At 69.1% G+C, this 17,297-nt stretch carries 17 protein-coding genes (1 of these 17 running past the window's edge); 13 read left to right on the forward strand and 4 right to left on the reverse strand.

All coding sequences use genetic code 11. The annotated features are described in order from the left end of the window. A protein-coding gene (locus tag M2283_RS06585) for a Type 1 glutamine amidotransferase-like domain-containing protein (RefSeq protein ID WP_280875108.1) crosses the window boundary here: on the forward strand, positions 1–43 show its final stretch. It extends 626 nt beyond the left edge of the window; the window shows 43 of its 669 coding nt (coding positions 627–669); its start codon lies beyond the left edge, outside the window; it ends in the stop codon at positions 41–43. A 23-nt stretch (positions 44–66) separates the two neighbouring features. On the opposite strand, the gene M2283_RS06590 is transcribed toward M2283_RS06585, so the two are convergent. Beyond that, complete coding sequence (locus M2283_RS06590; RefSeq protein ID WP_280875110.1) at positions 67–1,035, reverse strand: transposase; 969 nt, start codon at positions 1,033–1,035, stop codon at positions 67–69. Between the two features lie 172 nt (positions 1,036–1,207). On the opposite strand from M2283_RS06590, the gene M2283_RS06595 reads away from it, so the two are divergent. The 10 genes from M2283_RS06595 (at position 1,208) to M2283_RS06640 (ending at position 11,603) form a co-directional block, all read left to right on the forward strand. Then, positions 1,208–2,803 (forward strand): peptide ABC transporter substrate-binding protein, encoded by a 1,596-nt coding sequence (locus M2283_RS06595; protein ID WP_280875111.1) that lies wholly within the window; start codon positions 1,208–1,210, stop codon positions 2,801–2,803. Positions 2,804–2,866: 63 nt separating this feature from the next. After that, positions 2,867–4,306, forward strand: coding sequence for a M14 family zinc carboxypeptidase (locus M2283_RS06600; RefSeq protein ID WP_280875112.1), 1,440 nt, complete (start codon positions 2,867–2,869; stop codon positions 4,304–4,306). Next, complete coding sequence (locus tag M2283_RS06605; protein WP_280875114.1) at positions 4,303–5,226, forward strand: ABC transporter permease; 924 nt, start codon at positions 4,303–4,305, stop codon at positions 5,224–5,226. Before M2283_RS06600 ends, M2283_RS06605 begins: the two co-directional genes overlap by 4 nt. Next, positions 5,219–6,136: an ABC transporter permease gene (locus M2283_RS06610; protein ID WP_280875115.1), complete on the forward strand. Its 918-nt coding sequence runs from the start codon at positions 5,219–5,221 to the stop codon at positions 6,134–6,136. Before M2283_RS06605 ends, M2283_RS06610 begins: the two co-directional genes overlap by 8 nt. A gap of 5 nt (positions 6,137–6,141) precedes the next feature. Next, positions 6,142–7,179, forward strand: coding sequence for an ABC transporter ATP-binding protein (locus M2283_RS06615; RefSeq protein ID WP_280875116.1), 1,038 nt, complete (start codon positions 6,142–6,144; stop codon positions 7,177–7,179). Continuing rightward, positions 7,172–8,167 (forward strand): ABC transporter ATP-binding protein, encoded by a 996-nt coding sequence (locus M2283_RS06620; protein ID WP_280875117.1) that lies wholly within the window; start codon positions 7,172–7,174, stop codon positions 8,165–8,167. The genes M2283_RS06615 and M2283_RS06620 overlap by 8 nt, the downstream gene beginning before the upstream one ends. A gap of 18 nt (positions 8,168–8,185) precedes the next feature. Continuing rightward, entirely contained in the window at positions 8,186–8,821 is a 636-nt protein-coding gene (locus M2283_RS06625; RefSeq protein WP_280875119.1) for an FMN-binding negative transcriptional regulator, read from the forward strand. Continuing rightward, positions 8,818–10,350, forward strand: coding sequence for an amidohydrolase (locus M2283_RS06630; protein ID WP_280875121.1), 1,533 nt, complete (start codon positions 8,818–8,820; stop codon positions 10,348–10,350). The genes M2283_RS06625 and M2283_RS06630 overlap by 4 nt, the downstream gene beginning before the upstream one ends. Before the next feature lie 70 nt (positions 10,351–10,420). Continuing rightward, complete coding sequence (locus M2283_RS06635) at positions 10,421–11,050, forward strand: HD domain-containing protein (protein WP_280875123.1); 630 nt, start codon at positions 10,421–10,423, stop codon at positions 11,048–11,050. A gap of 49 nt (positions 11,051–11,099) precedes the next feature. After that, on the forward strand, positions 11,100–11,603 hold the full coding sequence (locus tag M2283_RS06640) for a peptidylprolyl isomerase (RefSeq protein WP_280875124.1): 504 nt from the start codon (positions 11,100–11,102) through the stop codon (positions 11,601–11,603). A 70-nt stretch (positions 11,604–11,673) separates the two neighbouring features. Here the strand turns inward: M2283_RS06640 and M2283_RS06645 are convergent, their stop codons facing one another. Beyond that, positions 11,674–12,102: an ester cyclase gene (locus M2283_RS06645; RefSeq protein WP_280875125.1), complete on the reverse strand. Its 429-nt coding sequence runs from the start codon at positions 12,100–12,102 to the stop codon at positions 11,674–11,676. 129 nt (positions 12,103–12,231) lie between these two features. On the opposite strand from M2283_RS06645, the gene M2283_RS06650 reads away from it, so the two are divergent. Beyond that, positions 12,232–13,491: an MFS transporter gene (locus M2283_RS06650; RefSeq protein WP_280875126.1), complete on the forward strand. Its 1,260-nt coding sequence runs from the start codon at positions 12,232–12,234 to the stop codon at positions 13,489–13,491. Between the two features lie 161 nt (positions 13,492–13,652). Here the strand turns inward: M2283_RS06650 and M2283_RS06655 are convergent, their stop codons facing one another. Continuing rightward, entirely contained in the window at positions 13,653–15,536 is a 1,884-nt protein-coding gene (locus M2283_RS06655; protein ID WP_280875127.1) for a tyrosine-type recombinase/integrase, read from the reverse strand. Positions 15,537–16,029: 493 nt separating this feature from the next. Between M2283_RS06655 and M2283_RS06660 the strand changes: the two genes are divergently transcribed. Beyond that, complete coding sequence (locus M2283_RS06660; RefSeq protein WP_280875129.1) at positions 16,030–16,989, forward strand: recombinase family protein; 960 nt, start codon at positions 16,030–16,032, stop codon at positions 16,987–16,989. On the opposite strand, the gene M2283_RS06665 is transcribed toward M2283_RS06660, so the two are convergent. After that, a complete protein-coding gene (locus tag M2283_RS06665; RefSeq protein ID WP_280875130.1) occupies positions 16,978–17,160 on the reverse strand; it encodes a hypothetical protein in 183 nt (60 codons plus the stop codon). The genes M2283_RS06660 and M2283_RS06665 overlap by 12 nt on opposite strands. Between the last annotated feature and the right edge of the window lie 137 nt (positions 17,161–17,297).

The raw sequence follows: 17,297 nt of genomic DNA on the forward strand, positions 1-17,297 counted from the left end.
GGTGGATGTCGTGTCCGAGGGCCGGTGGCGATTCCATCCTTGAGGTGACGTGATGTGGGCGAGCGTTCAGCCTCCGCTGCCGGGCTGACGGCTCGCCGCCGTCTCGACGACGACCGCGCACCACGCGAGGTCCGCGGCATCGCCGTCCGCCTCGGTCACCGCGTCGAGCCAGCGCTGCCAGAGGTCCGCCTTGCTCCAGGCCGTGAAGCGCCGGTGCGCGGTGGAGTGCGAGATCCCGAACTGGGCGGGGAGCTGCTGCCAGCCGCAGCCGGAGGTGAGGACGTAGACGACGGCGGCGAAGGCCGCGCGTTGGTTCGCGGAGCCGGCGGGGAGGAGGGGTTCGACGGTGGCCCACAGCGCGTCCGGTACGAGACGCCGGGCCAGGGCCGGGTTCAGCGTGGCGGAGAGGCGGCCGTGCATCTCCTCGTCGGCGGCGGGCGTCGCGGCCTTCGGTTCGACGGCCGCCGTGTCGTCCTGCTCCTCCGGCCCCTGGGAGCGGAACTTCTGCCACTGCGTCAGCAGGTCGTGGTGGCTGTTGCGGACCCACTGCATGTAGTCGCGCATGTTGGTGAGACGGCGGCGAGGCGCCTGCTCCTCGGGCCCGAGCAGTGAGATGGCCTGTGTGGCGAGTTGCTCCTGCCGGTCCAGATGTCGGCGTTCACCGGCCAGGAAGCTGCCCCACACGTCGTCGTCGACGCGGAAGTAGTGGCTGCGCTCGCCCGGTACGGCGTGCCGCCTGATGAACCCCGCCTCGACCAGGCGGCGCGTCGACAGCGAGACGGAACCCGCACTGACCTGCAGGGCGCGGGCCAGCTCCGCCGAGGAGACGTACGGGACGTCCGTGATGAGCAGGTAGGCGATGACGCGGCCGTCCATCCGGCTGCTGCCGGCCCCCTCCCAGACCAGCCCGATCTCCTCCACGAACGACTCCCGGCTCCACCCGCCCGCACTCCCGCGAGGCTCGGCGGCGCCGACCGTGCCGTGCGTACCGTCGTGTGTGTCGCGCGCGGTGCTGGCTGGAGTGTCGCCGGCCATTGATTCCTCCGTGTAAACATTCATCTCATGCTAAAAGTTTCGTAGCTTTGCATTGACATGACATCTCACCGACGACCAGTATCCCGGTACGCGCCCCCGGTGAGCACCTGACCGCCCAGCCCCCTCCAACAGGGCCGGACGGTGGCGCGACCTGCTCTCCCATGGAGTCGTCTTGCCCAGATCACCCATGTTCACGGCGTCGGCGAGCCTATCGCTGGCCCTCGTACTCGCCCTCGCGGGCTGCTCCGGCGGCACCCAGGGCGGCAGCGGCTCGGCCAAGGACGGCGGATTCTCGGTCGCCGTCGGCGAGCCCGACCATCTCACCCCGGGCCGCAGCACCGTCGGCTGGGACCAACTGCGCGTCCTCTTCGCTCCCCTGGTCAAGGTCGATCAGCAGGGCAAGGTCAGCTATGTCCAGGCGCGGTCGGTGACCTCTGCCGACGCCAAGCACTGGACGATCAAGCTCCGTTCGGGCTGGACGTTCCACAACGGCGAAGCGGTGACCGCCCAGAGCTACGCCGACGCCTGGAACGCGACCGCCTACGGCCCCAACGGCTGGGCCGCCAACGGCCAGCTCGCCGGCATCGAGGGCTACGCCGCGCTCAACCCGGCCAAGGGCACCCCGAAGACCAAGACCCTCTCCGGCGTGCAGGTCGTCGACGCCACGACCCTGAAGGTCACCCTCACCAGCCCGGACAGCCAGTTCCCGCTCCAACTCACCCCGAACCAGACCGGTTTCTACCCGATGCCGAAGGCCGCCTTCACAAACCCCGCGGCCTACGACAAGAAGCCGATCGGCAACGGCCCCTTCAAGATGACCTCCGCCTGGACGGCCGACAAGGGCACGACCGTCTCCGACTACGCGGCGTACAAGGGCACCAAGCCGAAGTCCTCCGCCATCACCTTCAAGAGCTACACCGACCTCAACACCGCCTACACCGACGCGCTCGCGGGCAACACCGACGTCATCGGCGTGCCGGTCAGCAAGTACGGCCAGGTCAAGGCCGACTTCGGGGACCGGGTGTTCACCTACGAGGCTCCGTCACTGGAGTTCATGGGCCTGCCCCTGTTCGACAAGCGGTTCCAGGACGTGCGGCTGCGCAAGGCGCTGTCCATGGCGATCGACCGCTCCGCCGTCAACAAGGCGATCTACGGCGGCCTTTACACCCCGGCCACCTCACTCACCCCGCCCTCGGAGGTGGGCGCGGAGACCGACCTCTGTGACGCCTGTACGTACGACCCGACCGAGGCGAAGAAGCTGCTCGCCGAGGCGGGTGGCTGGTCCGGCGAGCTGACGATCACCTATCCCGGAGGACTTGGCCTCGACGAGCTGTACAAGGCGGTCGCCAACCAGATCAGGCAGAACCTGGGCATCGACAAGGTCACGGCCCAACCCACCGCCGACTGGGCGGAGTTCAGCGAGAAGGTGATCGGCAAGAAGGTCACCGGGCTGTCGCACGCCCACTGGGGCGCCCTGTACCCGAGCATGCAGAACACCCTGCGCGGCATCTTCACCAAGGCGGGCGGCTGTGTGTGCAGCAACTACAGCGCCGCCGCCGTCGACACCCTGCTCCGCCAGGCCGACAGCGAGACCGACGCCGCCGCGGCCCAACGCCTCTACAACGACGTCCAGAAGCGAATCCTCCAGGACTTCCCGGTGATCCCGCTCTTCTACGGCAGCTACATCTACGCCGCCACCGACCGGGTGAGCGGGGTGACCGTGGGCCCGGCCGACGTCGAACTGACCCAGATAGCAGCCGCCGGCTGACAGCCCTCTCGCACCCGCATGCCCGTACCCCTCAGTCCACGCACCCCGGAGACCCGCACCCGTATGACAGCCGCGACGTCCGAGCAGCCCGCCTTCTCCACCCCGGTCGAACCAGCCACCTGGGTGCAGCACGCGGGGACCGTTCCCGAGACCCACGCCTATCCCGCGGTGGATGAACTCCTGTCCCTCTTCAGGGAGTTGGCCGATGCCCACCCCGGCCTCGTGACCGAGCGCCGGATCGGCACCTCCACCCTCGGTGAACCCCTGTACTCCTTCACCGTGAGCGACGGCCTCGCCGCCGAGGACGAGGGGGGATACGTCGTCGTCGGCGGGGTGCACCCCAACGAGCCAGTCGGCGCGGTCACCACCCTGCACCTCGCCACCGCACTGTGCGAGGACCCGGAACTACGGGCGCACTTCGCCGGAGCGTGGCACATCGTGCCCTGCATCGACCCGGACGGAGCCCGGCTCAACGAGGGCTGGTTCGCCACCCCCACCGACAAGCAGAACTACGGACGCTACTTCTACCGCCCGGCCGGCGACCAACAGGTCGAGTGGACCTTCCCGTTCGCCTACAAGAAGGCATGGTTCGACCGCGTCCTGCCCGAAACCCTCGCGCTGATGCGGCTGTTGGACGCCACCCGCCCACGCTTCCTGACCACCCTGCACAACTGCGAGGCGGGCGGCGTCTATTACTACATGAACCGCCCGGCCCCCGAGCTGTACGGCGTCCTGGCCGACATCCCCGCCTCGCTCGGCATCCCGCTGGCGACCGGAGAGCCGGAAGCGGCCCACGTCCCGCTGTACGCCCCGGCCGTCTACGGCTGCATCGACATGAAGGACGCCTACGACTACCTCGAAGGGCTCGGCGTAGACGCCGCCACCAGGATCTCGGGCTCGTCGAGCGCCGCGTACACCGAGCGCTATGGCACGTTCTACTTCGTCACCGAGGTCCCGCACTGGAGCCACCCGGACGCGGACGACGACACACCCACCGAGGAGCGGTACGCCGACGTGGTCCGGCGCCGGGCACGGGCCCTGGCCGAGACCGGGTCGTTCCTCGGGGGCATCCTCGACGCGGCGAACCCGCACCTGAACATCCCGTCCCCCTTCCTGCGCGCGGTCCGCGACTTCGTCCCGTCGCTCGCCGAACTGGCCACGATGGAGTCGACCCGTGCCGACGACCTGCCCGACCGGCCGGCCACGGTCTCCGAGCGCTACGACTGCGCCGCCAGCGTGCACAGCTTCCGCATCCGCTTCGGCGGCATGCTGCTGCGCGCCCTGCACGCCGAGGTGGTCGCCGGCACGGCCACCCCCGAAGTACGCCGCCGCCACCGGGAGTTGCTGAAGACCTACGAGACATGGGAGCGCGCGGCCGACCCCGCCACCGGCGACCCCATCCCGATCTCCACCCTGGCCGGCATCCAGTACGCCGCCCTGCTGGCCGCCGCCGACCACGCCCGAGCCGGCGGCTCTGAGCAGAGCACCGGGGACCCTGGATGAGATACCTGATACGCCGTCTCCTGGAGGCTCTGGTCGTCTTCTTCGGTATCAGCCTGGTCATCTACGCGATGACATACGTGCTGCCCGGAGACCCCGTGGCCGCACTCGCCGGCGACCGACCCCTGGCGCCCAGCGTGGTGCGGGCGCTGCGCGAACAGCACCACCTGGACGAGCCGTTGCTGTCCCAGTACGGCCACTACCTGGCCGGGCTGCTGCACGGCGACCTCGGCACCGACTTCAACGGGCGTTCCGTGGCTGAGCAGATGGCCGATCGCTGGCCGGTCACCCTGAAGCTGGCTCTCACCGCCTGGGGGATCGAGGCCGTCGTCGGCATCGGGCTCGGAGTTCTCGCGGGGCTGCGCCGAGGCACCTGGACGGACCGCACGGTCCTCGCCTTCACCATCGGGGCCACCTCGGTGCCGGTGTTCGTGCTGGCGTACACCGCCCAGGTCGTTCTCGGCGTGAAGCTGGGGCTGTTCCCGGTCGCCGGGAACGCAGACGGCTGGCCGACCAGCTATCTGCTGCCGGCACTGTGCGTCGCGGCCTTCGGGCTCGCGTCGGTCTCCCGGCTGGTCAGGGCCGAGGTGATCGAGAACCTGCGGGCCGACTACGCCCGTACCGCCGTGGCCAAGGGACTCAGCCAACGCCGGGTGGTCGGGATCCACGTACTGCGCAACTCCCTCGTCCCGGCGGTCACCTACCTCGCCATCGACCTCGGCTACCTGCTCGGCGGCACCGTGATCATCGAGGGCGTCTTCAACCTCCCCGGTATCGGCCAACTGCTCTTCCAGGCCATCCGCGCCCACGCCGGGCCGACGGTGGTGGGGGTGTCGACCGCCCTGATCCTGATCTTCCTGGCCGCGAGCGTCCTGGTCGACCTCCTCAACAGCCTCCTGGACCCGAGGATCCGCCATGACTGACACCGCGATCGCGCCGCCGGACGGCACCGCACCCGCCTCCACCTCGGGACCGGCCCTCGATGCCGCGTCGGGCGCGAGATGGCGCACACTTCGCCGCAGGCCCCTCTTCCTCCTCACCGGCGGTTGTGTCCTGCTGCTGCTCCTGGTCGCCGCCGCGCCGGGGCTCTTCGCGGGCTGGTTCGGCCACGGGAACCCGACCGTCTGCGACCTCGGACACAGCGCCGAGGGACCGGCCCCGGGCCACCCCTTCGGATACGACGTCCAGGGCTGCGACCTGTACGCCAACGTCATCCACGGAGCCGGTGCCTCGCTCGGCGTCGGCCTGCTCGCCACCGGTTGCGGCCTGGCCGTCGCGCTGGTCCTGGGCTGTCTGGCCGGGATGGCCGGACGCGTGGTGGACAGTGTGATCGCCCGGATCACCGACGTCTTCCTCGGCTTCCCGTTCCTGCTCGGCGCGATCGTCGTCCTCAACAGCGTCACCACCCGTGACGTGCCGACCGTGGCCGGCGTCCTGGCACTGTTCGGATGGCCCACCATGACCCGGGTGGTGCGGGCGTCGGTCCGCTCGGTGCGTGAGGCCGACTACGTGGTGATGTCCCGCAGTCTCGGCGCGAGTCAGTGGCACATCGTCGTGCGGCACGTTCTGCCCAACGCCCTCACGCCGGTTCTCGTCCTCGCCTCCATCACCGTCGGCGGTGTGATCGTCGCCGAGTCCGCGCTGACCTTCCTCGGGGTCGGGCTGCAACCCCCGTCCATTTCCTGGGGACTTCAGCTGGCCGGGGCCCAGAACTCCTTCCAGACCCACCCGCACCTGCTGATCTTCCCCGGGCTGTTCCTGTGTTTCACCGTCTTCGTCCTCATCACCTTCGGCGACATCGTCCGCGACGCCCTGGATCCGAGAGGCCGGTGACCGTCATGCACGCGAACACCCCGGATCCGGCAGAGCAGTTGGATCCCGTACCGCTCCTGGACGTCAAGGACCTGACCGTCGACCTGCTGTCCCGGGGCGGCGACGGGGGGTCCGTCCACCGCGTCGTCCACGGCGTCTCGTTCACCCTCCACAAGGAGGAGACCGTCGCGCTCATCGGCGAGTCCGGGTCCGGCAAGAGCATCTCTGCGATGGCCGTCATGGGACTGCTCCCGGCGACCACCGCCCGCGTCGGCGGCAGCGCCCGCCACCAGGGCACGGACCTGCTGACGCTGCCCCCCGACCAACTCCGTGCCCGGCGCGGAAAGCGCATCGCGATGATCTTCCAGGACGCCCTGTCCGCCCTCAACCCCACCTTCTCCGTGGGCTTCCAGATCGCCGAGACCATCCGGGCCCACGAGAAGGTCGGCCGCCGCGAGGCACGCGCCCGGGCCGTCGACCTGATGGCCCGGGTCCGCATCCCCGACCCGGCCAGCCGCTACCGCGACTACCCGCACCAGTTCTCCGGCGGCATGCGCCAACGCATCATGATCGCCATGGCGGTGGCGCTCCGCCCCGACGTCCTCATCGCCGACGAACCCACCACCGCCCTGGACGTCACCGTGCAGGCGCAGATCATGGAACTCCTCGCCGAACTCCGCGAGGAGACCGGCTCCGCCCTGCTCCTCATCACCCACGACCTGGGACTCGCCGCGGGCACCGCCGACCGGATCGCCATCATGTACGCCGGACGCATTCTGGAGCAGGCACCGTTCGAGGAGCTGTACGACCGGCCCGCGCACCCCTACACCCGAGGGCTGCTGGCCGCCGTACCCCGACTCGACGGCGACCTCGACGACCTCACCCCCATCCCGGGCAGCCCGCCCGGCCCCGGCGCGTTGCCCTCCGGTTGCCCCTTCCACCCCCGCTGCACGGACTCCCGCGACCGCTGCGCGACACAGCCGCCCATGCTGCTGCCGGTCCTTCCCAACCCGCCCGCACGGCTCGTCGCCTGCCACTATCCGCTGGAGGTCTCCGGTGCCTGATGACCCCCTGCTGCTCGAAGTCCGCGGCCTGGTCAAGCACTTCAAAGCCGGCGGCCTGCCGATGGGTGGCCGGCGCCGGGACCCCGTCAAGGCCGTCGACGGCGTCGACCTCACCCTGAGCCGGGGCTCGACCCTCGGCCTGGTGGGGGAGTCCGGATGCGGCAAGTCGACCCTCGCCCGGCTCCTGATGGCCCTGGACCGCCCGACCTCCGGCACCGTGCTGGTCGAGGGCCGGAACCTGCTCGCTCTGCCGTCGGCCGAACTGCGCCGCCGCAGGCGTGACATCCAACTGGTCATGCAGGACCCGTACACCTCGCTCGACCCCCGGATGACGGCGCTGGAGATCGTCCGCGAACCGCTCGACATCCACCGCGACCTGATGCCGAAACGCGAACGGGCAACCCGCGCCCGCGAGTTGCTGGAGATGGTCGGACTCGACCCGGGGCACGCACACCGCCACCCCCACCAGTTCTCCGGCGGGCAACGCCAGCGCCTCGGCATCGCCCGGGCCCTCGCCCTCCGCCCGAAGATCCTGGTCTGCGACGAGCCGGTCTCGGCGCTCGACGTGTCCGTGCAGGCCCAGGTGATCAATCTCCTCAAGGAGTTGCAGCGGGAGTTCGGGCTGTCGTACGTCTTCATCGCGCACGACCTGGCGGTGGTGCGGCACGTCGCCGACGAGGTCGCCGTCATGTACCTGGGGCGGATCGTCGAACACGGCGACCGCGACACCGTCTACTCCCGCCCCGCGCATCCCTATACGCGGGCGCTGCTCTCGGCCGTCCCCGATCCGGACCCGCACCGTCGGGGCGCCACCGGCCGCATCGTGCTGCAGGGCGACCCGCCCAGCCCGTCCCGGCCGCCTGCGGGCTGCGCGTTCCACACGCGCTGCTGGAAGAGTCAGGAGATCTGCGCGGACCAACGGCCCTTGCCGAGCGAACCGTTGAGCGTCGGACGACGGCAGGTGTCCTGCCACTTCCCCGAGAACTGACAGGACGGAACTCAGCACATGCTCCAGCAGGAGGTCTTCCGGGTCGACGACCCCGGGTGGATCCGTGATCTCGCGAGAGCCCATCCCTGGGCGACCCTGATCAGTCACACTCCCGACCGTGGCCTGATCGTCTCCCACCTGCCGGTCCTGGTGGACAACTCGCAGGAGTGCGAAGGGGATTCGGATCTCGTACTCCGCGGCCACCTCGCCCGCACCGACGCGGCGAAGCACGAACTCGGCTCCCACGAGGTCGTGGTCATGCTCCAGGGGCCGCACGGCTACATCTCGCCGAGTTGGTACGGGGAGACACCCCATGTTCCCACCTGGAACTTCACGGTCCTGCACGTCCACGGCCGCCCCGAACTCCTGGACCCGTCGGACACCTACGACGTGCTGTCCGCCACCGTCGATCACTTCGAGGACCGACTTCCTGAGCCCTGGCGGCTGGCCCGGGTGGAGAGCTATGCCCACCGGATCGCCGCCGCCGTCACCGGATTCCGGTTGCCCGCATCGAGGGTGACGGCGAAGGCGAAGCTCAGCCAGGACGAGCGCGAGGAGGTCGTCCTCCGTCTCGCCGAAGCCCTCGAATCCGGCGGCCCGTACGCCAGTCCCGAACTCGCCCGCGCCATGCGCGACATCCGGAGGAAGCCGTGACCGCCGCAATCACCCCGACCCCCGCAACGCCCGGCACCCCTTCGGCCACGGCCGGGCCCCTCACCTTGCGCCGTGTCCACCTCGGCGCGGGCGGCCCGCTGAGCGATGTCCGTATCGAGGCCGGTCTCGTCTCGGCCGTCCACCCGGCGGGCGAGTCACCGCACACCGACGGGCGGAGCCACGACCTCGACGGCCGCACTCTGCTGCCGGGCCTGTGGGACTCGCACGTGCACATGGTCCAGTGGGCGGGCCTGCGCCGCCGGCTCGACGTATCCGGGGCCGGTTCGGCGCGGGAGGCCGCCGACGCGGCCGGCCGGCGAGCCGCCGCCCTGGCGCCCGGTGAGCCGATGATCGGTCACGGCTTCCGCGACGGACTGTGGCCGGACGTACCCCACAAGGACCTGCTGGACGCCCAAGTCCCCGACCGCCCCGCCCTGTTGATCAGCATGGACCTGCACTCCGCCTGGCTCAACTCGGCCGGACTCGCCCTGGTGGAGCGCGGTGACCACCCCACCGGCCTGCTGCGGGAGGACGAGTGCATCCAGGCCATGGCCAAACTCCCCACCGCCTCGGTGGAGTTGACGGACCAATGGGTGCAGGAAGCCTGCGTCGCCGCCGCGGCGCGCGGGATCACCGGCATCGTCGACTTCGAGTACGCCGACAACATCGCGGACTGGACCCGCCGCATGAACGGCGCCGCGGTGCCGCTCCGGGTGGCGGCCTCCATCTGGCCACCGCACCTGGAGGCGGCGATCAGCGGCGGGTTCCGCACCGGCCAGACCCTGGACACACCTGGCGGACTGCTGGAGGTCGGGCCGTTCAAGCTGCTGACGGACGGCTCTCTCAACACCCGTACCGCGCTCTGCCATGAGGCCTACCCGGGCGCGCTCCCCGGTGACCCCGGCTCCCACGGGCTGGAGCGGCTGTCCCCGTCGGAGCTGGTGTCCCTGCTGCGCCAGGCTTCCTCCCACGGGATCACACCCGCCGTGCACGCGGTCGGGGACCGCGCCAACGGGATGGCCCTCGACGCCTTCGAAGCGGTGCGCTGCCACGGCCGGATCGAGCACGGCCAGCTGCTCGCCCCCGAGGACATCCCGCGCTTCGCCGAACTGGGCGTCACCGTGAGCATCCAGCCCACCCACGCGGTCGACGACCGGGATGTCGCCGACCGGCACTGGCCGGGCCGCACCCACCGGGCCTACGCCTTCGCCGACCTGCTCGCCGCCGACGCCGTCCTGGAGCTGGGCTCCGACGCCCCCGTCGCGGCACTCGACCCCTGGCTCACCATCGCCTCCGCCGTGACCTGGACCGCCGACGAGCGCCCGCCATGGCATCCGGAACAGCGGATACCGGTGGCGGACGCCCTCGCCGGTTCGTCCCAGGGACGACGGCTGATCCGGGTCGGCGACCGTGCGGACCTCGTGGTGACCGACGCCGACCCGCTGACCGCGGACGCCCGGACACTGCGGGAGATGCCGGTGCACGCCACGATGCTCGCCGGTGCCTGGACCCACGGCCCGTCACTCTGACCCGAGCCGGGCACGTAACCAACAACTACGATCGCCATCGGTCCCGATCGGAAGCAACGGGAGGCGGGCGATGGTGATCGAAGTTGCGGGTGTGCGGGCCCCCTCGGGGCGGGCAGCGGAGGCGGCGCTTGAGGTGTGCGCGGAGTACGCCGACCCGGCGCTCTACCACCACTCCCTGCGGTCGTACTTCTTCGGAGCGGCCTGGGCGCAGGACCGTGGCCTCGACTTCGACCGTGAGCTGGTGTTCGTCTCGGCGATGTTGCACGACCTCGCGCTCACCGCGCCCTTCGACAGCCACACGCTCCCCTTCGAGGACGCGGGCGGTCATCTGGCTCGGGTCTTCGCGGCGGGCCTGGGCTGGCCGGTCGAGCGGCGGGACCGGGCGGGCGAACTCATCGTGCTGCACATGCGGGACGACGTGGATCCGGAGCGGGACCCGGAGAGCCGTCTGCTGCAGGTGGGGACCAGCGCCGATGTCTCCGGGACGGGGCTGGACGCGTTCGAGCCCGCCTTCGCCGAGGCGCTCGTCACGGCGTACCCCCGCCTGGGGTTCGCCGCGTCCTTCGTCCGTCTCTTCCGGGACCAGGCCGGGCGGAAGCCGCGGTGCGCGGCGGCGGAGCTGGTCGCCGAGGACTGGGCGGAACGGACCCTGGCCAACCCGCTGGAGGGGCTGGCCGCGGGGACGTCGGCGGGGGAGTAGTGGCTGGTGGGCGTGGGCGGCGCTGCCGGTGTGACCGGGGGATGACAGGATGGGCCGCATGAGTAACGTCTACTTCGACATCACCATCAACGGCGAGGCCGCGGGCCGCATCGTGTTCCGGCTCTTCGACGACGTAGTCCCGAAGACCGCCCAGAACTTCCGTGAGCTGGCCACCGGCCAGCACGGCTACGGCTACGCGGGCTCGCCCTTCCACCGGGTCATCCCCGACTTCATGCTGCAGGGCGGCGACTTCACCAACGGCAACGGCACCGGTGGCAAGAGCATCTGGGGCGGCGAGTTCGCCGACGAGAACTTCAAGCTCCGCCACGACCGCCCGTTCCTGTTGTCGATGGCGAACGCGGGCCCCGGCACCAACGGCTCGCAGTTCTTCGTCACCACCGTCGTCACGCCCTGGCTGGACGGCAAGCACGTCGTCTTCGGCGAGGTCGTCGAGGGTTCGGACCTGGTCAAGAAGATCGAGTCCCTCGGCTCCCGCTCGGGCTCGCCTGCGGGCAAGGTCGTGGTCGCCGCCTCCGGGACCGTCGACCAGTAAAAGCCCTGAGCACGTTGTCGTCACCGGCCCGCAGCGGCCGGTGACGACACCACCTCTCGGTGACCGGCGCTCAGTTCGGCGGAGGCTCCAGCGCGCCGAGCTGTTGCAGCATCGCCAAGTCGTCGCGTACCGCCCAGCGTTCGGCGATCCGTCCGTCGACCAGCCGGTAGGCGAAGGCGACGTCTCTGCGGAAGGTCCCGCTCGGTACGTCGAACCCGCGGAACGTTCCGCCGGGCCACTCGTGCTCTCGAACGCCGAACTGGACGACCAGGTCGCCCTCCGCGACCGTGTGCGACTCCACCCAACGGGCCGGGTGTTGATCACGGCGGGCCCGCAGCAGGAACCGCCGCGTGCCCTCGATCCCGGTCGGCATGCCGGGTGCCAATGCGTGGTTGACCATGTCGGGCGTGCACAGCGCATCCAGACGACCGAGATCGCCGCCGCCGTTGCCCAGCTCGTCGAACTCGCGAACGACCGTCTTGTTGCGCTCCGTATCCACCCCGCCGAGTGTTCAACAGCCGCCCGTCGAGCACAACGCGACCGTGTGCCAGGAGCCGGTTCACTTTCGTCCAAACGCCGTCGATCTTTGTCCATGGACCGGCCCATCGGTACGGGTGAGGGTGGCCCCATGACCGAATTCGGGCTCAGGGACACGGAGTTACCGCTACGCGGGCACCCTGCGCGGCAACGGACGCCGAGTGGACTGGTCGCGCTGGCACTTGGCGGCTTCGGCATCGGACTGACCGAGTTCCTGATCGCCGGGCTGCTGCCGCAGGTGGCGTCGAGTCTCGCGGTGTCCGAGGCGGCGGCGGGCTGGCTGATCTCCGGATACGCGTTGAGCGTCGCCATCGGCGCGATCGCGCTGACCGCGGCGACGGCACGACTGCCCCGCAAAGGCGTGCTGATCGGCCTGGTGGCCCTGTTCGTCATCGGCAACCTGCTCTCCGCCGTCGCGCCGAGCTATCAGGTGATGCTGCTCGGGCGGATCGTCGCGGCGCTGTGCCACGGTTCGTTCTTCGGCATCGGCTCGCTGGTCGCCCGCGGCCTGGTCGCCCCGGAGAAGAAGTCCCGCGCGGTGGCGGTCATGTTCGCCGGGCTGACGGTCGCCAACGTGCTGGGCGTGCCCTTCGGTGCGCTGGTCGGCGAGCGCTGGGGCTGGCGGGCCGCCTTCTGGGCGGTCACCGGAATCGGCGTACTCGCGCTGGGGGGCATCGCGGCGCTCGTCCCGGACAGCGCGGGAGAGACACGACGGCCGCCGACAGCGCAGGTCCACTCAGCTCCCGTACCGCCCATAGGCCTGCGGGATCAGTTCCGCGCGTTCCGCTCCTGGCAGGCCTGGCTGACCCTGACGGCCACCGCGCTCGGCTATGGCGGGATGTTCGGCGCGTTCAGCTACATCGCCTACACGTTCACCGAGGTCGGCGGCTTCTCGCCGTCGGACGTCGCCTGGTTGCTGATGGTGTACGGCGTCGGCCTGGTCGTCGGCAACCTGATCGGCGGACGAGCGGCCGACCACGACCGTGACCGCGCCCTGATCATGGCCCTGCTCGGCCTCACGATCACCTTGGCCCTGTTCGGCCTGCTGGCCGCCAACGCCTCCGCCTCGGTCATCCTGGTGTTCCTGATGGGGGTGTTCGGTTTCGCCGGCGTCCCCGGGATGATCACGCGCGTCACCGACTACGCCCACGGGGCAGCGCTGGCAGCCAGCGCCAACGTGTCCGCGTCCAACGTCGGCAACGCCCTCGGCGCCTGGCTCGGAGGCGTGGCCATCAGCGCGGGCCTCGGCTACACCGCGCCGCTCTACGTCGGTGCCGGCATCGTCCTGATCTCCGTCGTCGTCATGGTCGTTGCGGCACACCGAGCGAGGTTTCCGGCAGCGGACTCATAATCCGCCGGCCGTGGGTTCGAGTCCCACCCGCCCCACCACTCGCTACGCGAGAAGAAACCTTCTGACCAGGCATTTTCCCGGTCGGGGCGAGGGTGTGAGGGTCCTGGCGACCCCGTCGTGATCATGATTTCATGATCGTCTGGACAAATTCTGGACGCGGGTCACGCGGCGCGTGAACGGGCCCTTCTCTGCCTGTTGTTGCGGCGGAGAGGAGCGGGGTGCGAGGTGTCCCACCCCGCGATGCTCGGAGTCTCCGTTCGGGCGATAGTGAAGCGGAGGAGGGCGAACTCCTGGCGCTGATCACCCTGGTACTGGTCGTTGAAGTTCTCGATCCGGACCAGCTCTAGTTCGTTGCTCGTGCAGTGGTCGCGCATCCACTTCACGGCGGCATTGGCGGCGTCGTCCTGGCCTCGGCCGGCGAGGCTGACCAGGCCGAGCAGATCGGAGTCGGGCCCGATCTGAGCGCCTACGGACCAGTCCTCGCCCGCCTGGCGCGCGCCGTGGGCGAAGAAGACAGCGAGGTCGCCCTGCCAGGTCGTCTCGGGGATCTCTAGCGGCGTGTGCACCTTGTAGGGGACTTCGCGGGGGACGACGGAGATGACCGACTCGGCCTCGGCCCTCATCATCTCGGGCAGGACGCTGGTGTAGGTGTCGGAGGTGATCTGGCGTGAGGAGTGTCCCAATTTCTCCTGGACCACCTTGATGTCGTTCCCCGCGAGTAGGGAGAGCGTGGCCGCCAGGTGGCGAAGGTCGTGGAGACGGACCGGCGGCAGGCCGGACAGCTCCACGAGACGGGTGAAGCGTCTGGAGATCCAGTCAGGGTGCAGCGCCTCACCGTTCTCGTGCGTCCACACGCGACCGGTCTCGACGTAGGCAGCTCCCCACTCCTGGCGCTTCTGCTCCTGCTTCGTGCGGAAGCTCACCAGGTTGTCGGCGGACTCCAGGCTCAGCGACACGGTGCGGACGCTCTCCGCCTTCGGTGTCTCGCCGTATAGCTGGTAGGCGACTTCCACGATCTGCTGGGAGATCCGGAGCCAGAGGGCGTCGATGCTGACCTCCCTCCACGGCACCGCGGCCATCTCGCCGCGCCGGGGGCCGAGGAAGATGAACGAGTGCCACAGCTCGTAGAGCCAGTCGTCCTTGACGAAGTCGAGGAACTCCCCAGTCAGCTTGGGTGTCCAGACCATGACCGGGCCGGGCTTCTCTCCGGTGCGCTTCCAGTGTTCGACGCGCTCTGGCGTCCAGACGATGGGCTTCGGCCGTGTGACCGACGGAAGCTCGACGAGCTGCGACCAGTTCTTGGCGAATGCCTGCTCGCGCTTGATCCCCCAGGTGAGCGCCGAGCTGAGGGTGTCGTTGACGCGGTGCATGGTTGCGGGTGAGGTGACCTTTCGCAGGCCCCTGCGGCCCTCGCGTAGAGCCATGTTGGCCTCCAGGAAGGCTTGCCGGTAGGGGCGGCGTTCTTCCCTCTTGGCGTAGCCAGCGGTCTTCACCCAGGCCCGGTGGGCCTCATCCCGAGCCTCCTGGAGTTCCGTCACGCGGAGCCGGTGGAGGATGCGCTCCGCGTTCTCCCTCTCGATCGCGTTGTACATGAGGTCGAGGTGGCGGACCTTGAGGTCGCGTCGCTTGATGTGTCCCAGGTGTGGGACGAGGTAGTTGTCGAGGTGCTCCTGATAGCCGTGGCGAGTGGTGCGTGCGAGGGACTTCTTAGCCTTGATCCAGCGAAGGAAGAAGGCGCCGCACGTCTCGTCGGACAGTACGTCGGTGCCGGCGGTGGCGGCGTCGTACAGTTCCTTCGCCTTCCGCTGTGCGTCCGTCTTCTTGGCGAACCCGCCGCGCCGGACGCGCTGACGCTTGCCGCCCTCGCCGGGCTCCAGCTCGAAATACAGGTGCCAGGTACCGTGGTCCTTCTCTTCGAGCTTCGGGCAGCTCGCGCCGATCTTGCGCATCTTCAGCTTGCCGTTGGCATCCTTCTGCGGTCTGCCGTCCTCGTCTATGACGGGCTCCTGGCAGGCGCAACGCCGCATGTAGCTGGGGTCGAACACGGATACCCCCTTCGTGGCCTTCACTTGTGGAACTTCTGTGCCGGTCTATGTCGACCGAGTCTCTATCTTGCCCCAACACTCCAGTGTTGGAGTATCCTTACGGCATGTTGGCGTGGGGGAGAACGCGACAACGGGAATGACAACGAAGGACGCATCTGTAGCTACGGACGCCGGGATCAGTTCGATGACCCTGGAGGAACTACTCGCGCTGCCACCGACTGTGAACGTTGTGACGGCTGCGCGGGCGCTGGGGATTGGCACACACAAGGCTTATAACTTGATCAAGGAGGGGTCTTTCCCCGTGCAGACGCTCCCTCTGGGTGGCACGGTGAGAGTCCCCACTGCTGCACTGTGGCAAGTGCTCGGGGTGACGCCACTGGTGCAGTGATCGCGTAGCCCTGAGTCTGTCGGTCTCGCTGGGCCATAGCTCGGACATGTGCCGTGGCCTAGGATCAGGCGGCTACGGGCGCACGAGACGAGAACGGACCACCGCATGCCACGGCTCTACGGTTTCGATGACGCCTCACGTCGTCGGCTACGTGATGACGAAGTGGACGCGACCCGCCAGATGGTGAGCCGGGCGCTGAGCGGTCAGTCCAACCAGGATGTTGCCGTATGGGCGAATGGTGAGGGCTACCGGGGGACTCTCGGCGGAGAGTGGAAGGACGCGTCGGTTGGACGCCTGTTCCGCAATCCGGCGATTGCCGGACTGCGTTACGACGATGACGGGGAACTCGTCGACGCGGGCCACCCTGGCGCCATCACGCGCGAAGAGTTCGAGGCCCTTCTGGCGCGGGAGCAGGCTCGCCGCACGAAGGATGCAGAGCCAGCGTACGACTATCTCCTGACCGGTGGAGGCAGTACCTGCGGCATTTGCAATCACGACCTCGGGGGTGCCCGTACCAATGTGGGCACGCCTGGGTACCGCTGTCGCCCGAAGGACAAGAAGGGGATCGGCGGCTGCGGAGAGGTCCGGATCGATGCCGAACTGTTGGAGGATTACGTCGGAGAGTACGTCGCCGCAGAACTCCTCAAGCCTCGCATCCGCTCCCAGATCGTCAAGGCCCAAGACGCCGTGCGCAAGAAGGCTGACAGCCTGAAGCGGGAGATCAAGGATCTTGAGGAACGCCAGGCTGAACTCGGCAGGCTCTATGGAAACCGTGAGATCAGCAGCGAGGCACTGGTAGCCGGGGAGCGTGAGATCGCGGCCAACCTCAAGGACATCCGGCCGCGCCTTCGGTACGCCGAGCAGATGGTGAACTTCTCCCTCGGCCATGCCAAGGACCTGGTGAAGTGGTGGAACACTGCACCCACCGCGTCGAAGCGAGCCATCACGCTGCTCCTCTTGGAGAAGATCGAGGTGTTCGCCGCGAGCGCCCGAGGTGTCCGGACAGTCGAGCCGGGACGAGTCGTACTTCACTGGCGAAAACTGTCAGACACGTCAGGTGGCTGAGTCCGCCACCCGTGATGTGAGCCATCTGCTCACCATCGACATGGTCATCAGTCCCGTGATCAGTGAGTACGGCGAGCCGGCCAGGACCGGGGCGATGATTTCCTCGTGCCGCAATGGCCAGAGGGAGCCCAGGCCCAGGTAGACCAAGAGGTAGACGGTGACACCTAGCACGACGACATAGTCGGTCGTGAACTCCGTGCTCTCGTCGGTGATGTTGACAAACAGCGGCAGCGGCCTGCCTTCAACACCTCATGGCTATAGGTGCAGTCGACGAGCATCAGCTGAGGACGGCGGCGTTGTTCATGTCG

Origin of the sequence: Streptomyces pseudovenezuelae, assembly GCF_029892565.1 — a bacterium.
In the GTDB taxonomy this organism is placed as follows: Bacteria; Actinomycetota; Actinomycetes; order Streptomycetales; family Streptomycetaceae; genus Streptomyces; species Streptomyces pseudovenezuelae_A.

Coding starts and splice junctions, on each gene's coding strand:
- M2283_RS06590 (WP_280875110.1), bottom strand. CDS start 1,035: ATGGCCGGCGACACTCCAGCCAGCACCGCGCGCGACACACACGACGGT.
- M2283_RS06600 (WP_280875112.1), top strand. CDS start 2,867: ATGACAGCCGCGACGTCCGAGCAGCCCGCCTTCTCCACCCCGGTCGAA.
- M2283_RS06605 (WP_280875114.1), top strand. CDS start 4,303: ATGAGATACCTGATACGCCGTCTCCTGGAGGCTCTGGTCGTCTTCTTC.
- M2283_RS06610 (WP_280875115.1), top strand. CDS start 5,219: ATGACTGACACCGCGATCGCGCCGCCGGACGGCACCGCACCCGCCTCC.
- M2283_RS06615 (WP_280875116.1), top strand. CDS start 6,142: ATGCACGCGAACACCCCGGATCCGGCAGAGCAGTTGGATCCCGTACCG.
- M2283_RS06625 (WP_280875119.1), top strand. CDS start 8,186: ATGCTCCAGCAGGAGGTCTTCCGGGTCGACGACCCCGGGTGGATCCGT.
- M2283_RS06635 (WP_280875123.1), top strand. CDS start 10,421: ATGGTGATCGAAGTTGCGGGTGTGCGGGCCCCCTCGGGGCGGGCAGCG.
- M2283_RS06640 (WP_280875124.1), top strand. CDS start 11,100: ATGGGCCGCATGAGTAACGTCTACTTCGACATCACCATCAACGGCGAG.
- M2283_RS06650 (WP_280875126.1), top strand. CDS start 12,232: ATGACCGAATTCGGGCTCAGGGACACGGAGTTACCGCTACGCGGGCAC.
- M2283_RS06660 (WP_280875129.1), top strand. CDS start 16,030: ATGCCACGGCTCTACGGTTTCGATGACGCCTCACGTCGTCGGCTACGT.